The sequence below is a fragment of the Rhodospirillaceae bacterium genome (assembly GCA_002728255.1).
Taxonomy (GTDB): Bacteria; Pseudomonadota; Alphaproteobacteria; order UBA7887; family UBA7887.
This window is the reverse complement of the sequence record PBWV01000031.1, coordinates 13545-38315: the sequence shown is the minus strand read 5'-3', so window position 1 is coordinate 38315 and position 24771 is coordinate 13545. Positions and strand designations below refer to the sequence as shown.

The window sequence follows — 24771 nt, the reverse complement described above, 5'->3', positions numbered from 1 at the left end:
TCCAGATTATAAGGTCACCCATAAATGGTATTGTGTTATAGTTGATCATGAATTACAGAGAAAATGTTACTCACTCAGCAACGAGGACATCCAGTGTCTGAAACCGAAAGCGACGGCCNAAAAAAAGCAGAGCCAAGCAAAAATATAGTATTGAAACCCGCACTCAAAAGCAGTGAGTATCTTCATTCGGTCACAGCTATACGAGCGGAAGTTCCTTCTCAGGCTCACACCGCTTCCTACCTGGGTTCTGAGAGAGAAGGAAGTGCCGTACTCATTGATAACAATGGGACTGTATTAACGATTGGCTACCTTCTTCTAGAGTCAAATCGTATTTGGATTCGTAACCAGAACTCTGAATGGGTAGCGGCTGATTTTGTGGGATACGACTTCGAATCGGGTTTTGGCCTAGCACGTGCTCGCGAGCCATTAAACCTCACACCCATGGAACTTGGAGACTCCTCTAGTCTAAGCGAAGGAGAGGAAGTATGTGTGGTAGCCTATGGCGACGAGGAACCGCCAGTGCGCACCAACGTTGTGGGAAGACAGGAATTTGCCGGGTATTGGGAGTATTTAATTGAAAACGCAATTTTCACCTCACCGGCCCACCCAAAATGGAGTGGCGCACCGCTTGTAGGCACGGATGGTCGTATCAAAGGGATAGGGTCGCTATTACTCGATGAAATAGCAGAGCGAACTACACAGTCTCAAGGAAATATGTTTGTCCCAACTGAGCTTTTGCTACCTATTTTAGACGATTTACTTTCAAAAGGGCGTGCGCAACGCCCGCCTCGGCCTTGGTTGGGTATATTTGCCGCCGATACCCAGAAAGGGCCAGCCTTAATACACGTATCACCAGAAGGGCCTGCCGACCACTCTGGACTTCAACCTGAGGATATTATTTTGCGAGTGGATAAAAACCCAATCGAAGATGTAGCTGACCTTTATCGAAGGATATGGAGTGTCGGTGAAGCCGGAAGTCTTATTCCTGTAACAATCATGCGGGATACTGTTGGAGTTGAATTAAAAATAAAATCGTCGAGCAGATATGACTTCTTCCGAACACCTAGGGAATAAATTAATTTTAGTGCAGCCTTTCCCCAAAATATCCACGGACCGAAAAGCATAATTACTATGATCGAAATTCGAAAACCGGAGTACCCTGAATTGCCAGCAGGCATCCGCGCAAGGGCCATTGATAATTCTAATGGGCTGAATGTAAATTTTTTAGAAGCGGGGTTCGAGGAACAAGGAAAGCATTGCGTTCTTTTGCTGCACGGGTTCCCAGAACTTGCCTATAGTTGGCGTAAGGTCATTCTACCACTAGCCGCCCACGGCTACCACGTAATAGCACCAGATCTTCGGGGATACGGAGCTACTACTGGATGGAGTGATGATTTTGATGGTGATTTAGAAAAGTTCAGCTTCTCCAATCTTCTAAAAGATAACATGGGCCTTCTTTCAGCATTGGGACATGAAAGCTGNTCCGTTGTAGGACACGACTTCGGAAGCCCAGTAGCCGCCTATAGCGCATTAGCTCGGCCCGACATATTTAAGTCAGTCGTGTTAATGAGCGCACCATTTGGCGGGGTACCTCAACNTCAAAAGCCTGGGTGTTACCATAAAACTCATCAAGACGATATACACGACGCCTTGGCCAATCTCTCTCCACCTCGCAAACACTACCAGTGGTACTATTCCAGCCGTGAAGCAAATGACGAAATGGTAAACTGCAGGCAGGGTATGCTTGAATTTCTCCGCGCCTATTATCACCATAAGAGCGCGGATTGGATAAAAAATAAACCTCACCCCTTAATATCTTGGTCGGCCACGGAACTTGCAAAATTACCAACCTACTATGTTATGAACCTCAACCAAACCATGCCAGAAACTGTTGAGACAGAAATGCCTTCTGCGGAACACATCCGTCAGTGCACATGGCTGAGTGATAAAGAACTCCGTTTNTACGCGGANACATACTCTTCAACTGGATTCCAAGGAGGACTGCAATACTATCGTGTTGGAACCACTGGAAGGTTCGCTATTGAACTTCAAGAATTTATTGGTCGTACCATTGACGTGCCTTCTGCCTTCATTGCTGGTAACAAAGATTGGGGCATATATCAAAAACCTGGCGCCTTTGAAGCAATGAAAAACTCAGCCTTAACCGACATGCGTGGCTGCTATCTAGTAGAGAACGCAGGCCATTGGGTTCAACAAGAACAAGCGGAGGCCGTATCAAAAATACTTATAGATTTCTTAAATACTTCCCTCTGAACTAGTGCATTACACCTTGCAGCACAACGTGAGAACCCGTTGGATCTGAGCCAAGAGAGAGGCATCGTCGTATATGCAACGTGTTTTTAATAGTAAGAAAGAAAGGGAGTAAATAATGGATATTCCATTCACGGGAGGATGTGCCTGCGGAGCCATTCGCTATAAATGTACCGGCACCCCNAGATATATGGGTAATTGCCACTGCAGAGATTGCCAAAGAGCGACAGGCAGCGCATATTTTGCCGCCGTTTTAATCCGCGCCGAAGAATTTTTTCTAATCAAAGGAAAACCTAATTGGTTTGAGACGATAGCCGATAAGGGGCACCCAATGCGGCGGGCGTTTTGCACGTCTTGCGGATCTCCCCTCTTCTTAGAAAATGGAGCACGCCCGGGAGGGAAAGTCCTTTATGCAGGAAGCCTCGATAATCCTGAATGGTATAAACCTAGCAGGGATATTTATGTATCAAGCGCTCAACCATGGGATATTATGGACCCTGCTTTGCCAAAAGATGAATTGATGCCAGAGCGTCTCAAACATGAGCACCAAAAAAGTTCCTGCATTCAGGCACCATGATTGCCATATTTTGAAAGCCACGCTAATCTCTCTGCAAAACTAGACACGAGGCACCACCATGAAAGCTGCCGTACTTCATGAGGTTGGAAAACCTCTCGTAGTAGAGGACGTAACCATTGATAAGCCGCGTGCTAAAGAGGTCTTAGTTCAAACAGCGGCGGCTGGTGTTTGTCATAGCGATTTGCATTTTGTGGAGGGGCTGTATCCCTACCGATTACCAGTCGTACTGGGGCACGAATCGGCGGGGATTGTGGAGCAAGTGGGGGCGGATGTCACCTATGTTAAACCTGGCGACCATGTTATCACCTGCCTGTCCGCTTTTTGCGGTCACTGCGAATTCTGTATTACTGGCCATCCATCCATTTGTAACGGAAAAGAGACGCGACGTCCCAAGGGCGAAGCCCCTCGCCTATTCAAAGAAAATGGAAAAATAGAACAATTTGCGAATCTCTCATCATTCGCTGAACAAATGCTAATCCATGAACATGCTCTCGTAAAAATTCGGAATGACATGCCCTTAGATAAAGCGGCCCTTATTGGATGTGGTGTGACCACTGGTGTTGGCGCAGTTCATAACACCGCCAAAGTTGAGGTTGGCGCAACAGTGGCCGTAATTGGATGCGGTGGTGTAGGTTTATCTTGCATTAACGGCGCCTTTCTTTCCGGGGCAGGACGAATAATTGCCGTAGACCAGGTCGAAGATAAGCTAGAACTTGCTAAAGATTTTGGGGCAACGGAAGTTGTAAATGCGACCAAGGCCGACCCAGTCGAACATATTAAGGAACTGACATCGGGCGGCGTACATTTTTCCTTTGAGGCGATTGGCCTGAAGAAAACTACAGAGCAAGCGTTTGAGATGCTGCGTCCAGGTGGTACAGCAACCATAATAGGGATGGTACCATATGGCATGAAAATAGAAATCCATGCCGCAGATTTCCTACAAGAAAAGAAATTAATTGGATGTCAAATGGGCTCTAATCGGTTTCGCATAGACATGCCTAGGTATGTTGACTTCTATCTTTCCGGACAACTAAAGCTTGATAAACTACTAAATAGGCACATACATCTCAATCAAGTTAATGCCGCGCTTGATCAACTAAAAACTGGCGAAGTTGCACGCAACGTCATTATATTTGATGGAGTTTAAAAANTTTTTTGGGAACCCCTAACATACGATATGGCTAAATTGAAGAAACCTCGTTCCCTTGATACTGCCAACCCTTTTTCCTGCGGGCTATGGATTTCCAATATCTTTGCGACAAACAATATTCAGATGATCGCCATCGTCATTTAGATACCGCATACACTTCCACACACCGACATATTCCCTGACCTCATCATTAACGTCATTTATCTGGACCACAGAAGTACAAAATTTCCATCTTCTTTTGTATTTCGTTCCACACTCTGTCTTTGAGACATCGCCATATTTAAGAATAAGCTCGGCCATCTTTCCTACAACTATAGGAGTCTCACTTTGGGAAGCTGTGGGCAGGAGAAACAGCACTAATGTGGCTACAGCCACCAGAACCTTACCCATTTTAACCTCCAGTTGGACAGCTCGAGACCATGTTTTTAACAGTCATCTTCTTTGTTGACTAGACCACTGTANAATTCGGATTTAGTTGCTATTTTGGCTATGAATAACAGATTATTCCTACCAACAGGGAGTGTTAGCCATAGTCGGNCCAAAGTTGTTTCATAAATTTGGCGTCCCCTAGAGGATTCGAACCTCTGACCCCCAGATTCAACAGGGCTACAATTTTCATTGTCACCGAAGCGTGCCCTGTTGGACTATCCCTTCATCCTAGTTCACATAAACCTTAGATGCTGCCCGTCTAGTCTCTACACCTTCCCCACTTTAGGTTTTGGCTCGGGATTGCCATGCCAAAGGTTTCCCCGAATTTGAGCAGTTCTACTCGTATAGTTTCCTATACGGCACCCAATCGCTTTAGGAATCTGGTGCTCTATCCAGCTGAGCTAAGGGGACGCAGTCTTTTCGTACCCGGAAGTTGGCTTCACGGTCAAGGCAAACCTTTTAGATGCAAAAAATACAACTGCCTACTCAAATACTCACTTAGCAGCGCAAACATCAAATAAGGCCTTAGCGAGAAAACACATCAGTAGGGAAAGAGTAGTTAATGATCGCAAACTCAGTGCCCGGATTTGCATCAAATATGCTTGCATTTGAAAGGTGNCCGACTTGNAGACCTATTCGAGCGCGGTTCCGCAGCCGATAGGCTATTTCCAGGGCGGATCGAAATTCTAAGTCCCCACCTAGTTCCTTCCCATCCCCCTTTTGGTAAAAGCCAACGGCAAAGCTCGGCGAGACAACGTATCGCCTTCCAAGAAACAAATCTACAGAGCCTCCCCCATACGCATAAAACCCACTTTTGGTGGTGACAAACGCTCCAATTTGAGGCTTGAAGAACCAGATTCGTTTCTGGAACCTGGCCTGAACCTCAAATTGACCCGCCTTTTCGTTGTCGTTGACGTCGAAACCACCCAATCCAAACACTATGAAATCTGGGTCAAATCCCAAAGTTTTCTCTCGAGTAGGAGACCCCACTTCTCCCGCACCGCATTTAGCGGCAAGACCAACTCCCAAAATGGAAAAGAACAATACCGCAAAAAGCCGTCCCACGGCTTGGTCACAAATCATACGACCCCTCCATCTCTTATTTCATCAGTAGCTTTGATTAGGGCCCTCATGATTCCCTCCTCTGAAGAGGAATGACCTGCGTCTGGCACCACATTCAACTGGGCCCTACCCCATGCTCTACTTAGATCGGCTGCACTTGTAAATGGACATACCATGTCATAACGACCCTGAACAATTACACCTGGAATGCTATGAAGCGCCTCCGCATGATCCAAAATAAAATTTTCCGGTAAGAAAATATTATTTATAAAATAATGGGCCTCTATACGAGCCAAGCCGAGGGCAAATTGGCCCTGGGAAAATTGGGCCACGCTGGGTTCGTTAGGCATCAACGTCGAACACGACCCTTCGTACATACTCCAGGCTAAAGCTGCTGGCATATGAATAGCAGGATCTGGATTCACAAGACGTTTATAGTAATTACTCAGCAAATCATTACGTTCCTCAAACGGAAGATGCCCCGAGAAAGCTGCCCAATTTTCTGGAAAGAAAGATTGCACTCCATGCAAGAACCACTCTACCTCTTGGGGTCTGCAGAGAAAGATTCCTCTCAGCACTAAGCCAATGCATCGGCCCGGGTACATCTCGGCATAGATTAAAGCCAATGTAGAACCCCAAGAACCTCCAAAGACTACCCAACGATCTATATTTAAGAACCGACGAAGAACTTCAATATCAGAGACTAAAAGCTGAGTGGTATTTTCCTTGATCTCCCCAGCAGGGGTCGAACGGCCGCTACCCCTCTGATCAAAAAGTATAATACGATAAGCGTTGGGATCGAAAAAACGTCTGTTTTCTGGCACAGTGCCTGCTCCCGGCCCGCCGTGCAAAAATAGAACTGGGATCCCTTCTGGATTGCCACTTTCTTCCCAATAGACTGTGTGCAAAAGGTCCACTTCAAGCATTCCGGAGCGCCTAGGATCGATAGCAGGATACAGGGAGGTTATGCTCACCTTGACCCGTCCATTCGGCCAGACAAATGACTAAGCACTAATACGATCAACCACCTTGGCCCCAGAATCAAAGCATATGGCTTCGAGCGATCCACCATGTCCGCTCCCGTTGTCTATTGTTATGGCATAACCTTCCAGAGACAAGCCTGTATTATCTGAATCAAAGCCCCTCACTATCCTCTTAAAGCCTTCATATTGAGGACCAATCTTCAAATAGTCGGTATCTCCCCACCAAAAACTATCTGTCTGAGCAGATAGTGGCCGCCCGGTGTCCACACCAGCGTGCACGAACAAAATTGATTGATCCCTGTTTACGGCTGCGCGTTTTAAGGAAGCCAAAAACTGCCCATGCCCAGGTTTANTGCGAATCGCGTCCCGCAGCGAACCGGTCCAGCGGGCCAAGGCATGAGCCCCATCACGACACCACATTCTACCTTGGTCCGCATTTCCTCCATATGCCCTCAGCGTAAAGTCAACTCCCTGGGGAAGAACCCATTCCAACACCGCCGCTGGATCCTGGGCAAGATGAAGTTGAAGTAATTTTTGCCACATTTCTTCCTGCCGCCCCCGAAGATATACTATGTCACTATCCACGAGCCCAAAACGAGCTAAAAAAGCACGTCGAACCAGAAGGAGCTCGTCCAACAATTCCGCAGATGCGACACTTCCTCCTAAATAGTTGCCCAGGTAGATAAGCCTATCACCCTCTCTGAATTTCTCCTCTAAAAGACCATGTAATACCTTAAGNCGGTCGAAGTCTCCGTTTACCGCGGCGACCGCCCAAACCCGCGCGTATCCTTTTAGAGAGGCTATCACCTGCCTAACCCGCCGAAAAGTAACTTGGAGAGCTCAACATGCACCTGCCAACCTCCAGTGGACGACGCTCCCAATCAGACACATGACCACCCAAAGAAACTGTATTATACTCACCCGCAATTCCTCGTTACAGGATTTTAAATAAGCTAGGCAGCTTTCAACAAGATGTCCTCAATACGTTGCTCTGCCGCCTCATGCTCTATCTTCTCGACAGCCGCAAACTCGCGGGCTAAACGATCCAATGCAGCTTCGTATAGCTGGCGTTCACTATAAGATTGCTCTGGTTGATCCGCTCCTCTATGAAGGTCTCGCAGGACCTCTGCCACGCTCACGGGACTGCCCGAATTGAGCTTCTCCGTGTACTCCTGCGCCCTTCTGCTCCACATGGTTCTCTTTATCTTTGCCTTACCCTTGAGGGTCTTAACAACGGCGCCCATTTCATCCTTGGTACTCAGCCTCCTCATACCAAGAGCCTCGACTTTATCCAACGGAACCCTCAGAGTCATCTTCTCCCGTTCAAACTCGACAACGTAGAGCTGTAACTTTATTCCCGCAATCTCTTGCTCTTCTATGCCTACTACCTTCCCAACACCATGGGCAGGATACACCACCCAGTCCTTCTTCTTAAAAATCTTTTTAACACTTTTGTTCGTAGGTCTAGTCATTCCATTCACTTCTTTCTTACATATTTTTACTAATCTACCACCTCAGCACTCGCTATGGCCCCATATTCGATGTCATCACCCGAGCCATCGATACTACATAAGAAAGCAATGTCAGCTATTCGCTTTGCGTTCCTGGATTTTCACTGAAATATTTTTCTAGTTTTCCCGCCTCTTCTTTGAAATCGTCGGCGTCAGGAGGGCTATCACCCTTTCGGGTAATATTTGGCCATTTCTCAGCATAGGTGGAGTTCAAATCGACCCATTTTTCCAGATCACCTTCGGTATCTGGCAATATGGCCTCCACAGGACACTCCGGCTCACACACTCCGCAATCTATGCACTCATCCGGATGNATAACCAACATGTTTTCGCCCTCATAAAAACAATCAACAGGACAAACCTCCACACAATCCATGTACTTGCACTTAATGCACATTTCCGTCACGACGTAGGTCATCGCGCCATTTCCCTCCTCACCATCTACTAAATTCCCTAATTCTTTTCATCGTAATCCACCCTATGCAGTACCACCAACGACACGCTTTGCTACCCGTTTTTGAGCAAACCCACGATCTTTATCTGATACATATATCAATCCACCAATTTTGCGAAGTAACCCTGTCTCCATATCATGGACTTCACCATCCGCATATACCACCTCCCAAAGCAACTCCATCAACTCTACGCGCTCCTCCAAGGAGTAATTATCATTTATGACCCTCGTAAATTCATACAACTGGCCGGAATCACGGGCTGCCGCCTCCGCCTCTTCCATCAAGACGTCACACTCAGAACTATCCAAATCAAAGTATCTGCCAATCAACTCTGCGATCCGGCTCCGCTCCACAATCTCAAAGTCGTCATCCATATAAGCCACTTCAATAAGCAGGGCTACTGCAGCTAACTGCTTTTCAGGCACCTGATCTTTGGCCATCCCACTTTTTGCGGGGCCCCTTGATAGAAGAGCAGAAATTCGATCCAACATAGACTCTGACTACCACAACCAGAGCCGCAGCGGCAAGTCGCCTATCCACCATTCTACCGATTTTCACCTGGCACCCATAAAATATCTTTTTTTCCATCCTCATTTTGAGAACGAGCGAGAACGAACAGATGATCCGACAACCTATTCAAATATGGCAAACAATACCCTGATATTGGTTCCGCCCTGGTCAAGGCAGACGCCAACCTTTCCACCCGCCGAACTATAGACCTCGCCACATGGAGGAATGCGGCAGCCTCAGATCCACCTGGAAGGATGAAAGAGTTAAGGCGGCCTAATCGGGCGTTCACTTGATCTATCTCCTCTTCGAGACGCTCTACCTGCGCTGGCCCAATTTGCAGCTTATCTCTGCCCTCCGGTGGAACCGGTACACATAAGTCTGCTCCTAAATCAAAGAGATCATTTTGAATCCGGGCCAACATCAGGTCTGTATCTTCGTCCACATACAGCCTGGCCACACCTATCGAGGCGTTTGCTTCATCCAAAACACCACAGACCTGAATACGCAGTGTATCCTTAGAAACCCTCTCGCCATTGCCCAGCGACGTAATCCCCTCATCGCCGCCCCGGGTATATACCTTGTCAATCTTTACCATTATCGCCCATTTTCCTCGGTTGCCCTAAATCACCCCCGCACAAGGTACTCCAAAAAGTATCCCAAAGCACTCCTTCTGAAAGCCAATCGCAACTCTTTTACTCATCTGCGGAGATACTTAATCCCCACGAAAATATAAATTAGCTACAATGGGGCAGTTGCTCACATCCAGAAACTGGGTACACTTAGTCGTTCGGAAATAACAGCTGTAGCATATATGAGAGGTATCATGGTCCAGTTTAGTACCAGCCAACCCATTCGAAGAGTAGAGGATTCCCGTTTCACTACGGGCAAAGGCACATACACGGATGACATCAATGTTGAAGGACAAACGTATGGTTATGTGCTCCGTTCCCCGGTGGCTCACGCGACGATTAAATCCATAGACTGTGCAAAGGCGAAATCTATGCCTGGGGTAATTGGCATTGTCACAGCGGCTGATCTAGAGGCCGCTGGCGTAAATAACATCCCCTGTCTTGTGCCGATGGAAAATCGAGATGGAGGCCAAGCACCTATGCCGCAACGACCCGTGCTATGCGCTGACCGCGTCAGATACGTGGGAGACAATATCGCATTCATAGTGGCCGAGAACCTCTTGATGGCAAAAGATGCCTCTGAAGCTATTGAAGTTGAATATTCTTCACTGGACGCAGTAAGTGATACCGCGGTGGCACTGGAGGAGAGTGCTCCTGTTGTTCATTCTGACGCCCCCGGTAACTTAGCCTTTGATTGGGGGCACGGCGACGATCAAAAAACTGACGAGGCATTTAATAAAGCTGCTCATACCGTCAGCCTTGAATTAATTAACAATAAACTAATTGTTAATTCGATGGAGCCAAGGGGGGCCATCGCTGATTACGATGCCGTAAAGGGCAAGCTGACCCTTCACAGCTGCACCCAAGGAGGCTGGCTGCTAAAGGATCAAATCGCAAATCACACTCTCAAAACTGAACCTGAAAATGTCAGAGTAATAACACCTGATGTTGGCGGGGGATTCGGAATGAAATCATTTTACTATCCAGAGCAAGCCCTCTGCGTGTGGTCGTCCAAAAAATTGGGTAGGCCCGTTAAATGGATTGGGGAGAGAGGAGATTCTTTTATTTCGGATATTATGGGACGGGACCATGTGACAAAGGTGGACATTGCATTCGATTCCGACCATAGAATTCTCGGAATGCGCGTTGATACCATAGCTAATATGGGCGCTTATCTGTCAAACTTTGGCCCGTTCATACCCACTCTAGCAGCCATCAAGGTGATGCCCGGCGTGTATGACGTAAAAGCCCTCAGCGTGAGGGTTCGAGGTGTGTTCACAAATACTGTGCCAGTAGACGCCTATCGTGGCGCTGGGAGACCCGAGTCCATATACATGATTGAGAGACTTATGGATAAGGCAGCTCAACAGCTGGATGTGGATCGGATAGAACTCCGTCACAAAAATTTTATCCCGGCCTCGGCAATGCCTTTTACTACAACCGCTGGCGAAGTGTATGACTCGGGTGAATTTGCAAAGGTCATAGATACAGTCACTGATAAGGCTGGGTGGGCAGATATTGAAAATAGACGCGCCCTATCCAGGGAGACCGGAAAACGACGCGGTATAGGGCTGTGCTACTACATTGAATCCACGATGGGTGAACCGGGGGAAGCTGCAGAAGTTAAGTTCTCTTCGGATGGCAACGTGGATGTCTTAGTAGGCACCCAATCAAATGGACAAGGACATGAGACTGCATATGCCCAAGTGGCCTCAGACCGACTAGGCGTCCCTATCGAACAAATTCGGATTATCCAGGGAGACACGGACGCCATTCCAACTGGTGGCGGCACGGGTGGATCTCGCTCCCTAACAGCTCAAGCTACTGCTATAGATGAAGCCGCTGACATTGTGATTGAACGAGGAAAGAAGTATGCCGCGGAGGTCCTGGAAGCCTCTTCATCGGATATAGAATTCTCTGCTGGCAACTTTCAAATCGCGGGCACCGACAGAGCGATTGGAATTTTATCGCTCGCTGAAAAAGCTCGCACCATGGAACTACCCGGCGAAAAAATGGATGGTGGACTAGATGCCCGAGGAACAATAACTCTGCCGGCTTGGACGTTCCCTAATGGATGTCATGTCGCCGAGGTTGAAGTGGACCCCGAGACGGGGCAGACTAAATTACTTCGTTATACAATAGTTGACGACTTTGGGACCCTGGTGAACCCCATGCTCGTGGAAGGCCAAGTTCATGGCGGAATTGCCCAAGGAGTGGGGCAGGCACTGTTAGAAAACACAGTATATTCCGAAGATGGACAGCTATTATCTGGCTCTTTTATGGACTATTGCATGCCAAGAGCCGATGATTTGCCCTCATTTGATTTTTCCAATGTTGTAATACCGTGTAAAAACAATCCCCGTGGGATAAAGGGCTGCGGGGAAGCGGGCTCAGTCGCTTCNCCAGCTGCGATAGTTAACGCTGTTGTAGATGCCCTTCGCAATGATGGAGTTAATCACCTGGATATGCCCATTACACCTGAGGTGGTATGGACAACTCTTCAAAAGTAAGACTAAAAGTTCTGTAACCTGTTATTCGACTGCTTCCACAATCTCTTGTGGCGGCAGTAGAGCATGATGTTTTAACGCTTATTTGAACCCTCCCGGATGGTTATATGATCAGGCGTGCTACGAATTTGCGTATTCCCCCTCGCCTAATCATGAGAATTGGAATACTACGGGCCTTGGCAAACCGAAACTATCGTATCTACGCATACGGAAACTCCGTGTCCATGGTAGGAACATGGGTCCAGCGCGTCGCTGTCGGCTGGCTAACCTGGGAACTTACCCACTCAACAACATGGCTTGGCATCATCGCCTTTGCGGAACTATTACCAACACTCCTAGTGGGCTTGTTTGCNGGGGCCATAGCTGACAGAGCAAATCGATTATTATTATTCAAAATTTCCCAGGTCCTTGCCATGCTGCAAGCGGCAGCCTTGTGGTTTCTTACTTTCTTTGGCCTAATCACCGCGGATTTACTTTTAATCTTCACCCTCTATTTAGGCTTCATATATGGTTTCGTCCAACCCGTACGTTTATCGCTTATACCCAGCTTAGTCCGCCCTAACGATCTTCATGCAGCCATTTCCTGTAATTCCTTGTTTTTCAACATAGCGAGGGTCATAGGCCCAATAATTGCGGGCGCTGTCATTATAAATTGGGACATCTCTCACGCATTTGGGATAAATGTCTTTACCTACGTTGCTTTATTGTGGGCAACAACCTTCCTCACCATCAAAGGGACGGCAGCAAAAAACACCGGAAAATATGGTATGTTTTCTGGGATCGGAAACGGCATCATGTACGTGATAGCGCATCCAGCAATTCGCCCTATGCTGATCTTGTTTGCCATTACAGCTACTTTTGGAAGGCCATTCGCGGAATTATTGCCGGGAATAGTTGCCAACGTACTAAACAAGGGCGCCCTAGAATTAGCCTGGCTAACCTCCTCCACTGGAGCCGGTGCAATAATAGCTGGAGTGTTTCTTAGTCAGCAAAGTCACACAAATGGACTCAAAAAACTAGTAATAATTAATACTCTAGCCTTTGGTCTTTCACTGATGCTAATGGTCGCTAGCGAGTGGTTTTGGGCTGCTGTGGCCTGCACCATGGTTGCCGGCTTCAGCATGGTTGTATGCGCAGTTGGTGTGCAATCCATTATTCAAGCCGAAGTTGCCAATGAGTTTCGTGGTCGGGCACTTAGTATGTATGGCTTTATATTTAGAGCCGGGGTAGGCCTTGGAAGCCTTACTCTAGGAGCTTTAGCTAGTAGCTTTGGACTCCCCTGGCCGATACGCATAGCGGCCCTGCTGTGCGTTGTAGCGGCAATCATAGGCTGGAGGCGAGTGCAATTACCACATCCGACACTTAAAGCANCCCCCGATTAAAACATGCCAAGCTCTAACTTAGCTTCCTCTGACATCTTTTCCTGATCCCAAGGGGGATCCCAAACAAGAGTCACTTTTACCTCACCGGTCCCAGCCAACCCAGCAACAGCGTCGGCCACCCACTGCGGCATTTCCCCAGCCACCGGACAACCCGGAGCAGTAAGAGTCATCTCAACCACGACACTCCCTTTTTGGTCAATGTCGCAGCGATATACCAAACCAAGATCATAAATATTAACTGGAATTTCCGGATCAAAAACTGTGCGCAAGGCTTCGACTACGTCAGCTTGGGTTGCAATTTTAGTGCCTTTACTTAGCGGTGTGCCCCCGGTAACCACAAACTCTGAAGGTGGTTCCAAATTTGGCATGAAGTCCTGCACTGTCCGCTCATCATCAGTCATTGCCATATCCTAAAAGTTACTCAGTTGCCACCGTATCATTACCGCCGTCCAATGCTGATATCACACTATGCCATGCCAGCGTGGCACACTTAACTCGCATCGGATAATCCCGGACACCGCCCAATGCGGTAAGCTCCTCCAATCCATCCCCCAATTCCCCATCATCAGAGTTGGTCACAAACGAGTGGAATGATTCAAACAATTCTCTTACCTCTGTTTCTAATTTCCCAGTAATTAGGCCCGTCATTATTGAGGCAGAGGCCACAGATATAGCACAACCCTTGCCATCAAACTTTACTTCTCGCACGACACCATTTTCTATAATCAAATATATTTTCACCATGTCGCCGCACAAGGGATTGTGCCCCTTGGCCGTCCTATTGCANCCTGGCAATTCACCAAAATTTCTTGGTTTCCGATTGTGGTCCAAAATTATTTCCTGATAGAGCTCCCTTAAATCTGACATTAGTTAAATATTTCCTTTACCCGTTCAAGTCCTCCAATAAGCGCATCTATATCATCCCGACCATTATACATTCCTAATGAGGCCCGGGTCGTTGAAGAAACTCCAAAGCGGTCCATCACCGGTTGAGCACAGTGGTGTCCAGTTCTCACCGCTATACCCTCTTGATCCAAAATAGTCCCTACATCATGGGGATGCACACCCTCTATCACAAAAGATAACACACTAGCCTTATTAGCTGCTGTACCAATTATCCGGATATCATTTCTCCCTGACAAACACTCAGTCGCATAACTGAGCACATCAGACTCATGAGCAGCTATCTTATCCAACCCGATAGAACACACATANTTCACGGCCGCACCTAATCCAATTGCACCCGAAATATTCGGGGTCCCCGCTTCAAATTTTTGGGGTGGATCGGCATAAAGTGTCTTTTCAAATGTTACACTCTCTATCATGTCACCCCCACCCTGATAAGGCGACATCTGGTCGAGCAACTCTGCCTTTGCGTACAGAACACCGATTCCACTCGGTCCATATAATTTATGACCCGAGAATACATAGAAGTCACAACCAAGTTTTTGTACATCAACCTCAGAATGTGGCACCGCCTGACACCCATCAATCAGCACACGGGCCCCAACCGAGTGCGCCATATCACAAATCTCTTTAACCGGGACAACCGTCCCTAGGGCATTGGCAACGTGCGTTATCGACACAAGCTTAGTTTTAGAGCTCAAAATATTCCCAAAAGCCTCTATATCTATCGATCCATCGTCTCGTATAGGGGCAACTTTAAGCAGAACTCCTTTCCGATCCCGCAAGATTTNCCATGGAACAATGTTTGAATGGTGTTCCATATGGCTAATGACAACCTCATCCCCTGGCTGCAAGAAAGTGCCACCATAACTTGACGCGACTAAATTGATTCCCTCCGTTGCACCTCTCACAAAAACAATCTCAGCGCTACTTGGAGCATTAAGAAAAGCGCCAATCCTTTCNCTGGAACTATCAAATGCTTCTGTAGCTTTCTCACTTAACCAATATACCCCTCGGTGAACATTGGCATATTGTGACTCATAACATTCGCTAATCGATCGAATAACTTGGGAAGGCTTTTGTGCACTAGCCGCAGAATCCAGGAATACAAGCCTTTCACCACGAACATCCCGGGCAAATATTGGAAAATCCTTTCTCACTGAATCCATATCCAATACAGGATTCTTTTCTGTGCGCTCTAGCGGATTTTCTCGAATAGAATTGTCTTTCATGAAAAGTCAACTCACCTGACTAAACCATTGATAAAATAATTTCCTGAAATGTTCCCTGATAGGAACATCGGGGGACCTATCAATCACCTCTCCCACAAAGGCCTCTACCAATAATTTACGCGCAACCAATTCGTCAATACCGCGAGAACGGAGATAAAATAAGCATTCCTGATCTAGGTCTCCGATAGTCGACCCGTGTCCACATTTAACATCATCATTAAGTATTTCTAGCTCGGGTTTACTGAATACTCGGGCATCATCCGAAAGTAGCAAATTTTTATTAAGCTGCTGGGCGGCACTGGCAATCGCCTCCGGCCAGATGCGTATCTTCCCCTGAAACGCTCCCTCAGCCTTTTCATCCAAGACACCNTTGTACATCTCACGGGTCTCCCCATAGGGGGCCACGTGATCCACACCGGTCCAATTATCCATGTGCTGCTGACCACGACCAAGATAAATACCATCCAGGGTACAATCGCCTCTTTGCCCTTCCAACCGAACACGGGCCTCATTCCTACTTATACCGCCGCCATTGGACAAAACACACCCACCATAGGTGCTCTCCGAGTCAAGGCGCACAAGATTTGTTGCCAGATGAAAGCCGTTTGATCCCTCCCCCTGATGCTTATAGTGGCGCACCGTGGCCCCTTTCATGACTCTCACCTGCGTTAAAGCATTCACCATGTGAGGCTGGAGACCTCCACCAATATAACTCTCCAGGAAAACCACACCGGAACCCTCTCCAGCTACCAACAAGGTTCTGGGTTGGCTCATTACACCAGAAGCCCCTGAGACAACCACATGGACCACGTGTATGGGCAATTCCGGCGACACATCACGGCCAACATAAATTACAGGCCCACCGGGAGATAAGGCCATATTCAAAGCTACCATCGAGTGCGGCTTAGGATCTTTCAATCCCGACAAGCGATGTTCCAAAAAACCCCAAGGCTGGCTCCAATGTTCCTCCAAAAGCTCTGGTTGTTCTACCAACATTTCTCCCGCGGTTGTCAGTCGCAGTCCCGCGGGTAGAGCACCAACATCTGACAGCCTCTGACAAAAGAAACCATTAACAAAAACCATCCGATGTGAGGGAATAGAATCCAGCAAAAGATCCTCTATGTCTCTTTCTCTCACCTCGTTGACTGATGGCCCTCCCATGACCGGAAAGAAATCGCCTTGTTTCAGTAGATTAGTATGCTTCCACTCCTCAACATTCACTGTTGGATACCCACATTCCAGAAACCGCTCAATAGCCTCCGTTCTAGCGCGGGCAAGCCATTGGAGTTTTGCACCAGGGAGATCCGATTTTACGTTTCCGAAATATTCAGAGTAAAAATCGTTATGAATTTTCGCTGTTAACATAAGACTTTAAGCCACCNTATATTTCTACAACGCAGCGCCAGAGAATTCGGAGTAACCTTTTTCTTCTAACTCAATAGCCAATTCTTTCCCACCAGAACGAGCTATTCTTCCCTCGGCGAGAACATGCACTTTATCTGGCACAATATAGTCGAGCAGTCTCTGATAGTGGGTTATTATCAACATAGAACGATCGGAACTTCTCAGCTTATTTACACCCTCTGCTACAATTTTTAAGGCATCTATATCCAGCCCTGAATCAGTCTCATCAAGAACAGCAAGCCGAGGCTCTAACATTGCCATCTGCAAAACCTCATTACGCTTTTTTTCACCACCCGAAAAACCAACATTAACCTGTCGAGATAATACCTCCTCCCCCATCTCCAAAGCCTTTAGCTTCATGCGTACTTCCTTCAAGAACTCTGTTGCACTAAATTCCTCCTGGCCCCGGGCTACTCGGACACAGTTAACCGCAGTTCTAAGAAATGTAGCATTAGAAACACCTGGGATTTCCACCGGATATTGAAAGGCAAGGAANATGCCCTGCTCAGCTCTCTTCTCCGGTGCCAACTCTAGAAGAGATTTGCCATCGTAAATTATTTCACCACGCTCAATATCATAGCCATCGCGCCCTGATAAAACATATGCCAATGTGCTTTTCCCAGACCCATTCGGNCCCATGACAGCATGTAACTCCCCAGGACCAATTTTTAGATCCACCCCTCGAAGCACCTGTTTACCATCAACCGCAGCATGCAGATCCGTAATTTCAAGCATATTCACCCCTAACCGCACTTGTTATCCCACGGCACCTTCTAGACTAATTCCCAGCAACTTCTGCGCCTCTACCGCAAATTCCATAGGCAACTTCTGAAGCACCTCTTTACAAAAGCCATTAACTATCAAAGAAACCGCTTCCTCATCAGAAAGACCTCTCTGTCTACAATAAAACAATTGGTCATCACCGATTTTGGAGGTTGTCGCCTCGTGTTCCACTTTCGCCGTCTTATTACCTGCCTCAATGTAGGGAACCGTGTGCCCCCCACATTTATCCCCTATCAAAAGTGAGTCACACTGCGTGAAATTGNGCGCCTTATCCGCTGCGCCCTGCACTCGAACTAGCCCCCTGTAGGTCTGCTGTCCATGCCCCGCTGAAATTCCCTTCGAAATAATAGTGCTGGACGTATTTCTCCCTATGTGAAGCATTTTCGTACCGGTATCCGCCTGCTGATAATTATTTGTAATCGCTACAGAGAAAAATTCTCCAATTGAATTATCACCTTGCAAAATAACACTTGGGTATTTCCATGTGATTGCAGAGCCCGTTTCTACCTGGGTCCAGGAAATCTTTGAATTATCCCCGCGACATGCGCCACGTTTAGTAACAAAATTGTATATACCGCCATTTCCGGCCTTATCACCAGGATACCAATTTTGGACCGTAGAGTATTTTATATCAGCATTCTCTAGTGCTACCAGTTCAACAACCGCTGCGTGAAGTTGATGCTCACTTCTCATCGGTGCGGTACAACCCTCAAGATAACTCACTTGGGAATCGGAATCTGCTACAATGAGCGTCCTTTCGAACTGTCCTGTCTCGGCCGCATTTATGCGAAAATATGTGGAAAGCTCCATAGGACAACGTACACCCTTAGGGATATACACAAATGAACCATCACTAAACACAGCTGAATTTAAGGTTGCATAAAAATTATCAGAGGCAGGAACCACACTTCCAAGATACTTTTTTATTAATTCCGGATGGTCTCTCACAGCTTCCGATATCGGACAAAATATAATGCCGAGTTCNGCAAGTTTTCCCTTAAATGTGGTTGCAACAGAAACGCTGTCAAATACTGCGTCGACCGCTACACCCGCCAAGGCTTCCTGTTCCCTTATAGGAATTCCAAGTTTTTCATAAGTTTCCAATAAATCCGGATCTACCTCATCAAGGCTTTTTGGAGCTTCCCCCTTTTTGGGCGCTGCATAATAATAAGCATCCTGAAAATCCATCGGAGTTTGCTTAAGATTAGCCCATGTTGGTTCTTTTTCTACGGAAGATTCCCAAAGACGGAATGCCTTAAGCCGCCAATCTAGCAACCACTTTGGCTCGTCCTTTTTTTGCGAAATGAAGCGGACGATATCCTCGTTCAACCCCTTAGGAGCAAACTCGGAATCTATATCAGTGACGAACCCGTACTTATAGTCACCCCCTGTCGCCTCTTCGACACTCTTAATTGTTTCTACAGTTGCAGACATCCTTCCCTTCTCAAATTCTGCCGGTGGAAAATATATTAGTGGNTGCTCACCTGCCCTATATCACCCTTTATATTTTCGCTACTCAAGGGCAATGGAGACGACGTTGATATATCTAACAATGTTACATCCGAGAGGGCTTGCCGAAGAGCATCATTTATCCGCCGCCAATTTGGCTGGGAGAGACAAACGCCCTCAAGATCACAGGCGCCCCCGCCACTATCCAAACACACGGTCAGGGCAATAGGGCCATCTACTGCGGTAATTATTTCTTCAATCGTTATCCCTCCTGGCTCAAGGGCCAATATGTANCCCCCATCTCGACCCCTTATCGACCGAAGCAATTTTGCCCGAGCCAATTTTGCCAGCAGCTTACCAACAGTGGGCATTGGCAGGTGTGTGATGTCCGACAAAGCAAGCGCGGTGAACACGTTATCCGGTCGCCGCGCAATGTGGCTCATCAATAACACTCCGTAATCCGCCAAACGGCTTAATCGAACCATTGCAACTCACCTATCAATGTCAATGATCAGCCACCAAAATCAGACTGATATAGTCTTGTTTGATTTTAGATATGGCTGAATTGCCGGTTTGTCAAGATTTTCAGTTGCCTAATGATATAATCCGAAAAAATTTTACTCTTATAATTCAAGAAATTGTTATCTCTAATGCCGCGCGGGCTCTTCGTAAAGAGTCCTCCGTTTCCCAAATATTCGAAGAAGACGCAAAAATAAAGCCTAGATACCGTCGGCCCTCGGGCAATGCCTCAACATGCTGCCCTATAGGTATAGTAATATTAATNGCATCNATATTTGATTGCTTCCGGGCTCTTTGCAAACCCTGTANACTTCTTAAAACCCCACTGTTTTCCGCTTGAAGCATCATTATCCCGAAAGATCTTTCATCCAGACGATAAGGAGGCACGTTCTCACCTAGATAGTACTCTACAATGACTTGCTCAAGTTTCTTGCCATTATCAAAACTTAGACAACTCCCGCACTGACCTCCAATTGATCTCGCCGCAATCTCTAATATGTAAATACCGTCACTGTTAATTCTAAATTCAGCATGCACAGGACCTTTCCGTAACCCCAGAGCCCTTACCCCCTTAGCAAGAATGAACTTTACATCCGCTAATTCAGGTTCAGAACTTAGCGGGATGGTCAGGTAAATGGACTCAGGAAAATATGGCCCAATCAGGGGATCCGGTTTCGAAAATGCTGCAAGCACATGGATATCACCATCGTGAATGAGCGCATCAACAGCAATTTCCCGCCCGGGCAAATACTCCTCCACCAGTAGGCCTGGAGGGGTGACAACCGCATGTTGAAGAGCAATTTTCTTTACTCTATTGAATGCAGATAGAAATTCCGGTTTTTCATCTACCCTTATTACGCCACAACTACCGGATAGACTTGTTGGCTTAATCACACAGGGAAATCTCTCAGGCACCCACCCCTGCCGCACTTTCTCAAATTCAATTAAGGTAAATGAGGGCTGGAGTAGCCCATTAGCTGAAAGCCTATCCCGCAAGACGTNTTTGTTTTGACATGCCAACACCGCATCTACACTATTGTGCTCAATATTTAAGAGAGCAGCAGCGTGGGCCGCAAGCAGAATAGATTCCTCCTCAGTGGGGATCACCGCGCAAAAGGTTCTTCCTTTTGCAAAATCTAATACCTGCCTTGCCCCAATCTGGGGATCCAAAAAATTAAATCTCTTTACCAGCCCCCCCGCCATGCCTTCCGAAACTTGCTCACTATCNACACCTATTGTTATTTCAGCAGCCACATTACCACAAGCATTCATGAAGCCAGACGCCCGATAGCTCCGTGATGGCAATAACAATAGAGCCTGTTTCATCTGCCCATCATTTTCTACATATTAAAGGCCGCTTAATTGAGCCTTTGTTGGCTCAGAACAACAATACCACGGCTCACTCATACTGGGCATCAACAATGCAGTGTTTAAGTTAAGCGCGGGCGCTGAAAGTTGATTTTCATTGTGAGCAAATTCCCATAGTTGACTAAATGCATCAGCAGCAGGCACGCCCGCNTCCACGAAAGTCTCAACGGCGCNCCCTATTCTCGCCTCGAAAGCTCCCATCGTGGATTCTTGATAACTCCAAGTATAACTTAGACCATCTGGATTGTAGGACCCGACAAATCCCCGAAACGCATCTTGACCAAGCATCAGAGAACCCCGTGGCACCAATAACCTAAGGCTATATTGAACCGCGGGCACTCGTGAAACTAAATCAAAATGGACAATTTGTCTCAAAAAGTCCAAATAGGTTTTACGCGTTGTCCAGGGCGTGAAAGCAACGAATGTCGGAACGAGATGCAAATTTAATTTACTGCAAATTTCGACCACCTTAGCAAAATCAGCACGTGTATGTCCCTTACCGAGAATCTTCAATATCTGGTCATCGAAAGATTCTACAGCTGTTGTCACGAATAAACATCCTTTCTCCTTCAANATAGGCAGTAATTCTTGATGCCTTAATAGATGCTCAACTTTGATAGTCACATCATAAGTGACGTTAGGATGTTTTTTAGACAACATTTCTATGATCCGAACACCATGTTTTGGCCCGTTAAAAAAATCCGGATCACCAAAAGTTATATGTTCAGCTCCCATTTCAACCTGTTGCTCGACATCTTTCACAACCAAATCGCGGTCCACGGCAAAAAACCTTCCCTCATAACCAGGTACTACCGGACAGTGCTTACAGAAATGTTTGCAACCGCGGGTCGATTCTGTGTAGCCTGCCAACTTCGGAACACCATTCGGTGGAATAAGATGAGAATATCGTGACAACTCAGCCAACCCTGTACGATCAGGGAGAACATATCGTTGCCGTTGAGGAACCAATGAATTCAGCGCCGTGGATTGTGCCACTGCGAATGGAGTTCTGCACAAATCTGCTAGCGCCGTCTCCGCCTCCACGCCAAGAACCACATTCACACCGGCAGAAATAAGTAAGCGTTCGTTCATTACAGCGTAATTGCCATAACAAACAATTGTAGCGCGCTGGTTTAGTTCCCGTATTCGCGGTAACACCTCAACGGCCAGGCGTGTCGCCGTGTGCATTGGAAGATGCAGCGCAACCAAGTCTGCATTCAAAATTTCCTCGCTTGCCAATTCATCGACAGCTAGATCATTACAATGCACCTTGGCACCCATGCGTCCCACCAGCGCGCAAGCAAGGGCTATGCTATAAGGCTGATGCCCTAGATCATAAGTCGATACTAGTACAACATTGGGGAACTTAGCCACATTTCCATCTTATTTGCCCGGTTGATAGTAGGGATTACTCCCCCCAGCATGATCGGTTACATCCAATACATGGGCGATCGACGGGACTTCTTTCTTAATTTCCACCTCGACACCCTGCTTCAAGGTCACGTCCGCCATCCCACATCCCTGACAACCACCCTCCAGACGAATATACGCTGTATCCTCCTTCACATCCACCAAAGCAATATGGCCTCCGTGTGAACTAACCGAGGGGTTAATACGTTCATCTAACAGCTTCTGTACAGCTCGCCCCTCTGTCGTTTCTAGACCAGGCCTTGGCTGAGTATCCCGGAAATCGACCAATTCGACGAACTCCGCGACGTAATGCTGCAAAAGATTTTGGATACCATTTTGATAACCGTATGCTGATCCAAGCATTTCAATAACTACACGGCCATCTCTATAACCTCGAAATTTTACACTGCCACCACTTTCCGCCACGGCAGGCATTACNCGCGTTGCCAGAAGTTCCTTAATTTCAGCCACAATCTCTGAATCATCTGGGTCAAAGTCTTCCTCCACAGCGTCCTCGGAGGGGCACTCGTCCACTAGAACAGGAACCCCAGCAATATAGTGCTCCATTATAGCCCCAAGGATGGCAGGCTTCATCAATTGCCAATCGGAATCACCAGTTTTTTCGACTGAGACAAAGTCGCCTCCCAAGGTCACAGCCTTAACAAATTCAATGGCAAATAAACGCTCCGCGAGAGGGGATCGGACCGCCTCCTCTGCNCCCACAAATCTTTGCTCTCCTGACGAGAGAACCGGTTCACCAGGATAAAATTTGATCACATTTGGGTTGGATGTTGCCTCAGTTTGGATGAACATGATGCCTCCGCGTCGGTTCAAGCACTTTTGCTATGCTATACTACTTATAATGAAATAATGATAGAATAATACNCAGCCTATAAGCTGACGAAAGCCACAACATGATAAGCCATTTTCACGCACATATCTATTATGAGGATAAAACTAGAAACATGGCCAAGGCACTTCGAATTTCCATGGAGAAGAATTACGCAGTGGAGATTGGGCGTTGGCGAGAGGAACCCGTCGGGCCCCATCCCCAGGCCATGTATCAAGTTAGTTTCCAACCCTGCCTTTTTGGCACATTTGTGCCATGGTTAATGTTAAATCGTACTGGTCTCAGCATCTTGGTTCATCCAAATACTGAATCCAGTGTGCTCGACCACACAAAATATGCTCTATGGATGGGAAAGCCCTTGAGACTTCGGCTTAAAAGATTGGATCCGTAGCAAACCCGAATCAAAGCAGCAACTCAGAGAACGCACTACACGTAAACCAAACCAAAATACCCCACTAAAGCTCCGGCAACCTTGGTTGCCATCAGGACCCTAACAACATGGAGACCCATTATGAGAGAGACCCTTACAGCCAAAACCTGTACCCCGTGTCAGGGCGGCATACCACCCCTATCACAAAAACTTGCAGCCAAGTACCTAGAACAAACCGAAGGCTGGGAACTTTTGGAAAATAGCACCCTAATAGCCCGAAGTTATACTTTTGGAGATTTTAAAGAAGCAATGCAGTTCGTGCAAAAAGTGGGCGAGCTAGCTGAAAGCGAAGGACACCACCCTGACGTAGAGTTTGGTTGGGGCTACGCTAGGGTCTCTCTACAGACAAAGAAAATTAAAGGCCTGCATGAGAACGATTTTATTATGGCCGCCAAAATTAATAGCTTTCTTTGATCCATTGTACTTCAAGCGAAAACCCACCTCAGCAAGACACAAGACTTTAGAAGGGTATGTCATCATCCAGGCCAACGGTACTCGTATCATCCGATGATAACGAAGTGTCCATAGTTGGAGAATCATATTCTGAACTCAGGCCATCACGCCGAGAATCAAGGAGAGTGAGCGTCGACCCGAAAGCTTGAAGAACCACCTCCGTGGTATATTTCTCCTGACCAGACTGGTCTGTATACTTACGGGTCTGAAGCTGGCCCTCCAAATATACTTTGGAACCCTTCTGCAGATATTTCTCCGCTATATCGCCCAGGTTTTGGTTAAATATCACCACGCGATGCCACTCGGTTTTATCGCGACGCTCATTAGTAGCCTTGTCACGCCAGCTCTCATTGGTGGCTAGGGAAAAGGTAACCACCTTACCGCCATTCTGCATAGCCCGTGCCTCCGGCTCTCGACCTAGGTTACCCACCAAAATAACTTTATTTACGCTTCCAGCCATAGACCACCCTCCAAGCTCAATGATATTCTAAACATACTAGA

The 24771-nt window shown here is 47.1% G+C and carries 26 protein-coding genes and 1 pseudogene; 8 read left to right on the top strand and 19 right to left on the bottom strand.

What is annotated here, in order from left to right:
* Window positions 1–63: 63 nt before the first annotated feature.
* From CMM32_08225 to CMM32_08210, 4 genes are all read left to right on the top strand, one after another.
* Window positions 64–1074, top strand: a complete 1011-nt coding sequence (locus tag CMM32_08225; protein MBT06881.1) for a signal protein PDZ — start codon at window positions 64–66, stop codon at window positions 1072–1074.
* 57 nt (window positions 1075–1131) lie between these two features.
* Window positions 1132–2274, top strand: a complete 1143-nt coding sequence (locus CMM32_08220) for an alpha/beta hydrolase (GenBank protein MBT06880.1) — start codon at window positions 1132–1134, stop codon at window positions 2272–2274.
* Between the two features lie 115 nt (window positions 2275–2389).
* Window positions 2390–2848: an aldehyde-activating protein gene (locus CMM32_08215; GenBank protein ID MBT06879.1), complete on the top strand. Its 459-nt coding sequence runs from the start codon at window positions 2390–2392 to the stop codon at window positions 2846–2848.
* Window positions 2849–2906: 58 nt separating this feature from the next.
* On the top strand, window positions 2907–3995 hold the full coding sequence (locus CMM32_08210; GenBank protein ID MBT06878.1) for an alcohol dehydrogenase: 1089 nt from the start codon (window positions 2907–2909) through the stop codon (window positions 3993–3995).
* Between the two features lie 87 nt (window positions 3996–4082).
* On the opposite strand, the gene CMM32_08205 is transcribed toward CMM32_08210, so the two are convergent.
* From CMM32_08205 to CMM32_08170, 8 genes are all read right to left on the bottom strand, one after another.
* Entirely contained in the window at window positions 4083–4388 is a 306-nt protein-coding gene (locus tag CMM32_08205) for a hypothetical protein (GenBank protein ID MBT06877.1), read from the bottom strand.
* A 564-nt stretch (window positions 4389–4952) separates the two neighbouring features.
* Complete coding sequence (locus tag CMM32_08200) at window positions 4953–5510, bottom strand: deacylase (GenBank protein ID MBT06876.1); 558 nt, start codon at window positions 5508–5510, stop codon at window positions 4953–4955.
* Entirely contained in the window at window positions 5507–6463 is a 957-nt protein-coding gene (pip, locus tag CMM32_08195) for a prolyl aminopeptidase (protein ID MBT06875.1), read from the bottom strand. Before pip ends, CMM32_08200 begins: the two co-directional genes overlap by 4 nt.
* 30 nt (window positions 6464–6493) lie before the next feature.
* Window positions 6494–7279, bottom strand: a complete 786-nt coding sequence (locus CMM32_08190; GenBank protein MBT06874.1) for a hypothetical protein — start codon at window positions 7277–7279, stop codon at window positions 6494–6496.
* 146 nt (window positions 7280–7425) lie between these two features.
* Window positions 7426–7944: a CarD family transcriptional regulator gene (locus CMM32_08185; GenBank protein ID MBT06873.1), complete on the bottom strand. Its 519-nt coding sequence runs from the start codon at window positions 7942–7944 to the stop codon at window positions 7426–7428.
* A 115-nt stretch (window positions 7945–8059) separates the two neighbouring features.
* Entirely contained in the window at window positions 8060–8401 is a 342-nt protein-coding gene (locus CMM32_08180; protein ID MBT06872.1) for a ferredoxin, read from the bottom strand.
* Between the two features lie 60 nt (window positions 8402–8461).
* Window positions 8462–8929, bottom strand: coding sequence for a hypothetical protein (locus CMM32_08175; GenBank protein MBT06871.1), 468 nt, complete (start codon window positions 8927–8929; stop codon window positions 8462–8464).
* Window positions 8930–8982: 53 nt separating this feature from the next.
* Window positions 8983–9543, bottom strand: coding sequence for an ATP:cob(I)alamin adenosyltransferase (locus tag CMM32_08170; GenBank protein MBT06870.1), 561 nt, complete (start codon window positions 9541–9543; stop codon window positions 8983–8985).
* 228 nt (window positions 9544–9771) lie between these two features.
* Between CMM32_08170 and CMM32_08165 the strand changes: the two genes are divergently transcribed.
* Together CMM32_08165 and CMM32_08160 are read left to right on the top strand one after the other, a co-directional pair.
* A complete protein-coding gene (locus tag CMM32_08165; GenBank protein ID MBT06869.1) occupies window positions 9772–12087 on the top strand; it encodes a carbon monoxide dehydrogenase in 2316 nt (771 codons plus the stop codon).
* Window positions 12088–12191: 104 nt separating this feature from the next.
* The gene (locus CMM32_08160; protein MBT06868.1) at window positions 12192–13466 is read left to right on the top strand and encodes a hypothetical protein; all 1275 of its coding nucleotides are present in this window, start codon (window positions 12192–12194) and stop codon (window positions 13464–13466) included.
* On the opposite strand, the gene CMM32_08155 is transcribed toward CMM32_08160, so the two are convergent.
* The 10 genes and pseudogenes from CMM32_08155 to CMM32_08110 all read right to left on the bottom strand — a co-directional run bounded on the left by CMM32_08155 (window position 13463) and on the right by CMM32_08110 (window position 23350).
* Window positions 13463–13867, bottom strand: coding sequence for an SUF system Fe-S cluster assembly protein (locus CMM32_08155; GenBank protein MBT06867.1), 405 nt, complete (start codon window positions 13865–13867; stop codon window positions 13463–13465). The genes CMM32_08160 and CMM32_08155 overlap by 4 nt on opposite strands.
* A gap of 16 nt (window positions 13868–13883) precedes the next feature.
* Window positions 13884–14333: an SUF system NifU family Fe-S cluster assembly protein gene (locus CMM32_08150; protein ID MBT06866.1), complete on the bottom strand. Its 450-nt coding sequence runs from the start codon at window positions 14331–14333 to the stop codon at window positions 13884–13886.
* Window positions 14333–15604, bottom strand: coding sequence for a cysteine desulfurase (locus CMM32_08145; protein MBT06865.1), 1272 nt, complete (start codon window positions 15602–15604; stop codon window positions 14333–14335). Before CMM32_08145 ends, CMM32_08150 begins: the two co-directional genes overlap by 1 nt.
* Before the next feature lie 6 nt (window positions 15605–15610).
* Window positions 15611–16969, bottom strand: coding sequence for a Fe-S cluster assembly protein SufD (gene sufD, locus CMM32_08140; GenBank protein ID MBT06864.1), 1359 nt, complete (start codon window positions 16967–16969; stop codon window positions 15611–15613).
* A 24-nt stretch (window positions 16970–16993) separates the two neighbouring features.
* Window positions 16994–17743: a Fe-S cluster assembly ATPase SufC gene (sufC, locus tag CMM32_08135; GenBank protein ID MBT06863.1), complete on the bottom strand. Its 750-nt coding sequence runs from the start codon at window positions 17741–17743 to the stop codon at window positions 16994–16996.
* Between the two features lie 21 nt (window positions 17744–17764).
* On the bottom strand, window positions 17765–19225 hold the full coding sequence (locus tag CMM32_08130; protein ID MBT06862.1) for a Fe-S cluster assembly protein SufB: 1461 nt from the start codon (window positions 19223–19225) through the stop codon (window positions 17765–17767).
* A 35-nt stretch (window positions 19226–19260) separates the two neighbouring features.
* On the bottom strand, window positions 19261–19725 hold the full coding sequence (locus tag CMM32_08125; protein ID MBT06861.1) for an SUF system Fe-S cluster assembly regulator: 465 nt from the start codon (window positions 19723–19725) through the stop codon (window positions 19261–19263).
* Window positions 19726–19870: 145 nt separating this feature from the next.
* Window positions 19871–21085 carry a hypothetical protein gene (locus CMM32_08120; protein ID MBT06860.1) on the bottom strand — a complete coding sequence of 405 codons (1215 nt, stop codon included), beginning with the start codon at window positions 21083–21085 and terminating at the stop codon, window positions 19871–19873.
* A gap of 21 nt (window positions 21086–21106) precedes the next feature.
* Window positions 21107–22408 (bottom strand): radical SAM protein, encoded by a 1302-nt coding sequence (locus CMM32_08115; GenBank protein ID MBT06859.1) that lies wholly within the window; start codon window positions 22406–22408, stop codon window positions 21107–21109.
* Window positions 22409–22822: 414 nt separating this feature from the next.
* Window positions 22823–23350: pseudogene (locus CMM32_08110) on the bottom strand (NifU family protein).
* Window positions 23351–23451: 101 nt separating this feature from the next.
* Here CMM32_08110 and CMM32_08105 point away from each other — a divergent pair.
* Window positions 23452–23778, top strand: coding sequence for a 4,5-dioxygenase (locus CMM32_08105; protein ID MBT06858.1), 327 nt, complete (start codon window positions 23452–23454; stop codon window positions 23776–23778).
* Between the two features lie 120 nt (window positions 23779–23898).
* Window positions 23899–24231 carry a pterin-4-alpha-carbinolamine dehydratase gene (locus tag CMM32_08100; protein ID MBT06857.1) on the top strand — a complete coding sequence of 111 codons (333 nt, stop codon included), beginning with the start codon at window positions 23899–23901 and terminating at the stop codon, window positions 24229–24231.
* 46 nt (window positions 24232–24277) lie between these two features.
* Here the strand turns inward: CMM32_08100 and CMM32_08095 are convergent, their stop codons facing one another.
* Entirely contained in the window at window positions 24278–24730 is a 453-nt protein-coding gene (locus CMM32_08095; protein ID MBT06856.1) for a single-stranded DNA-binding protein, read from the bottom strand.
* Window positions 24731–24771: the final 41 nt, after the last annotated feature.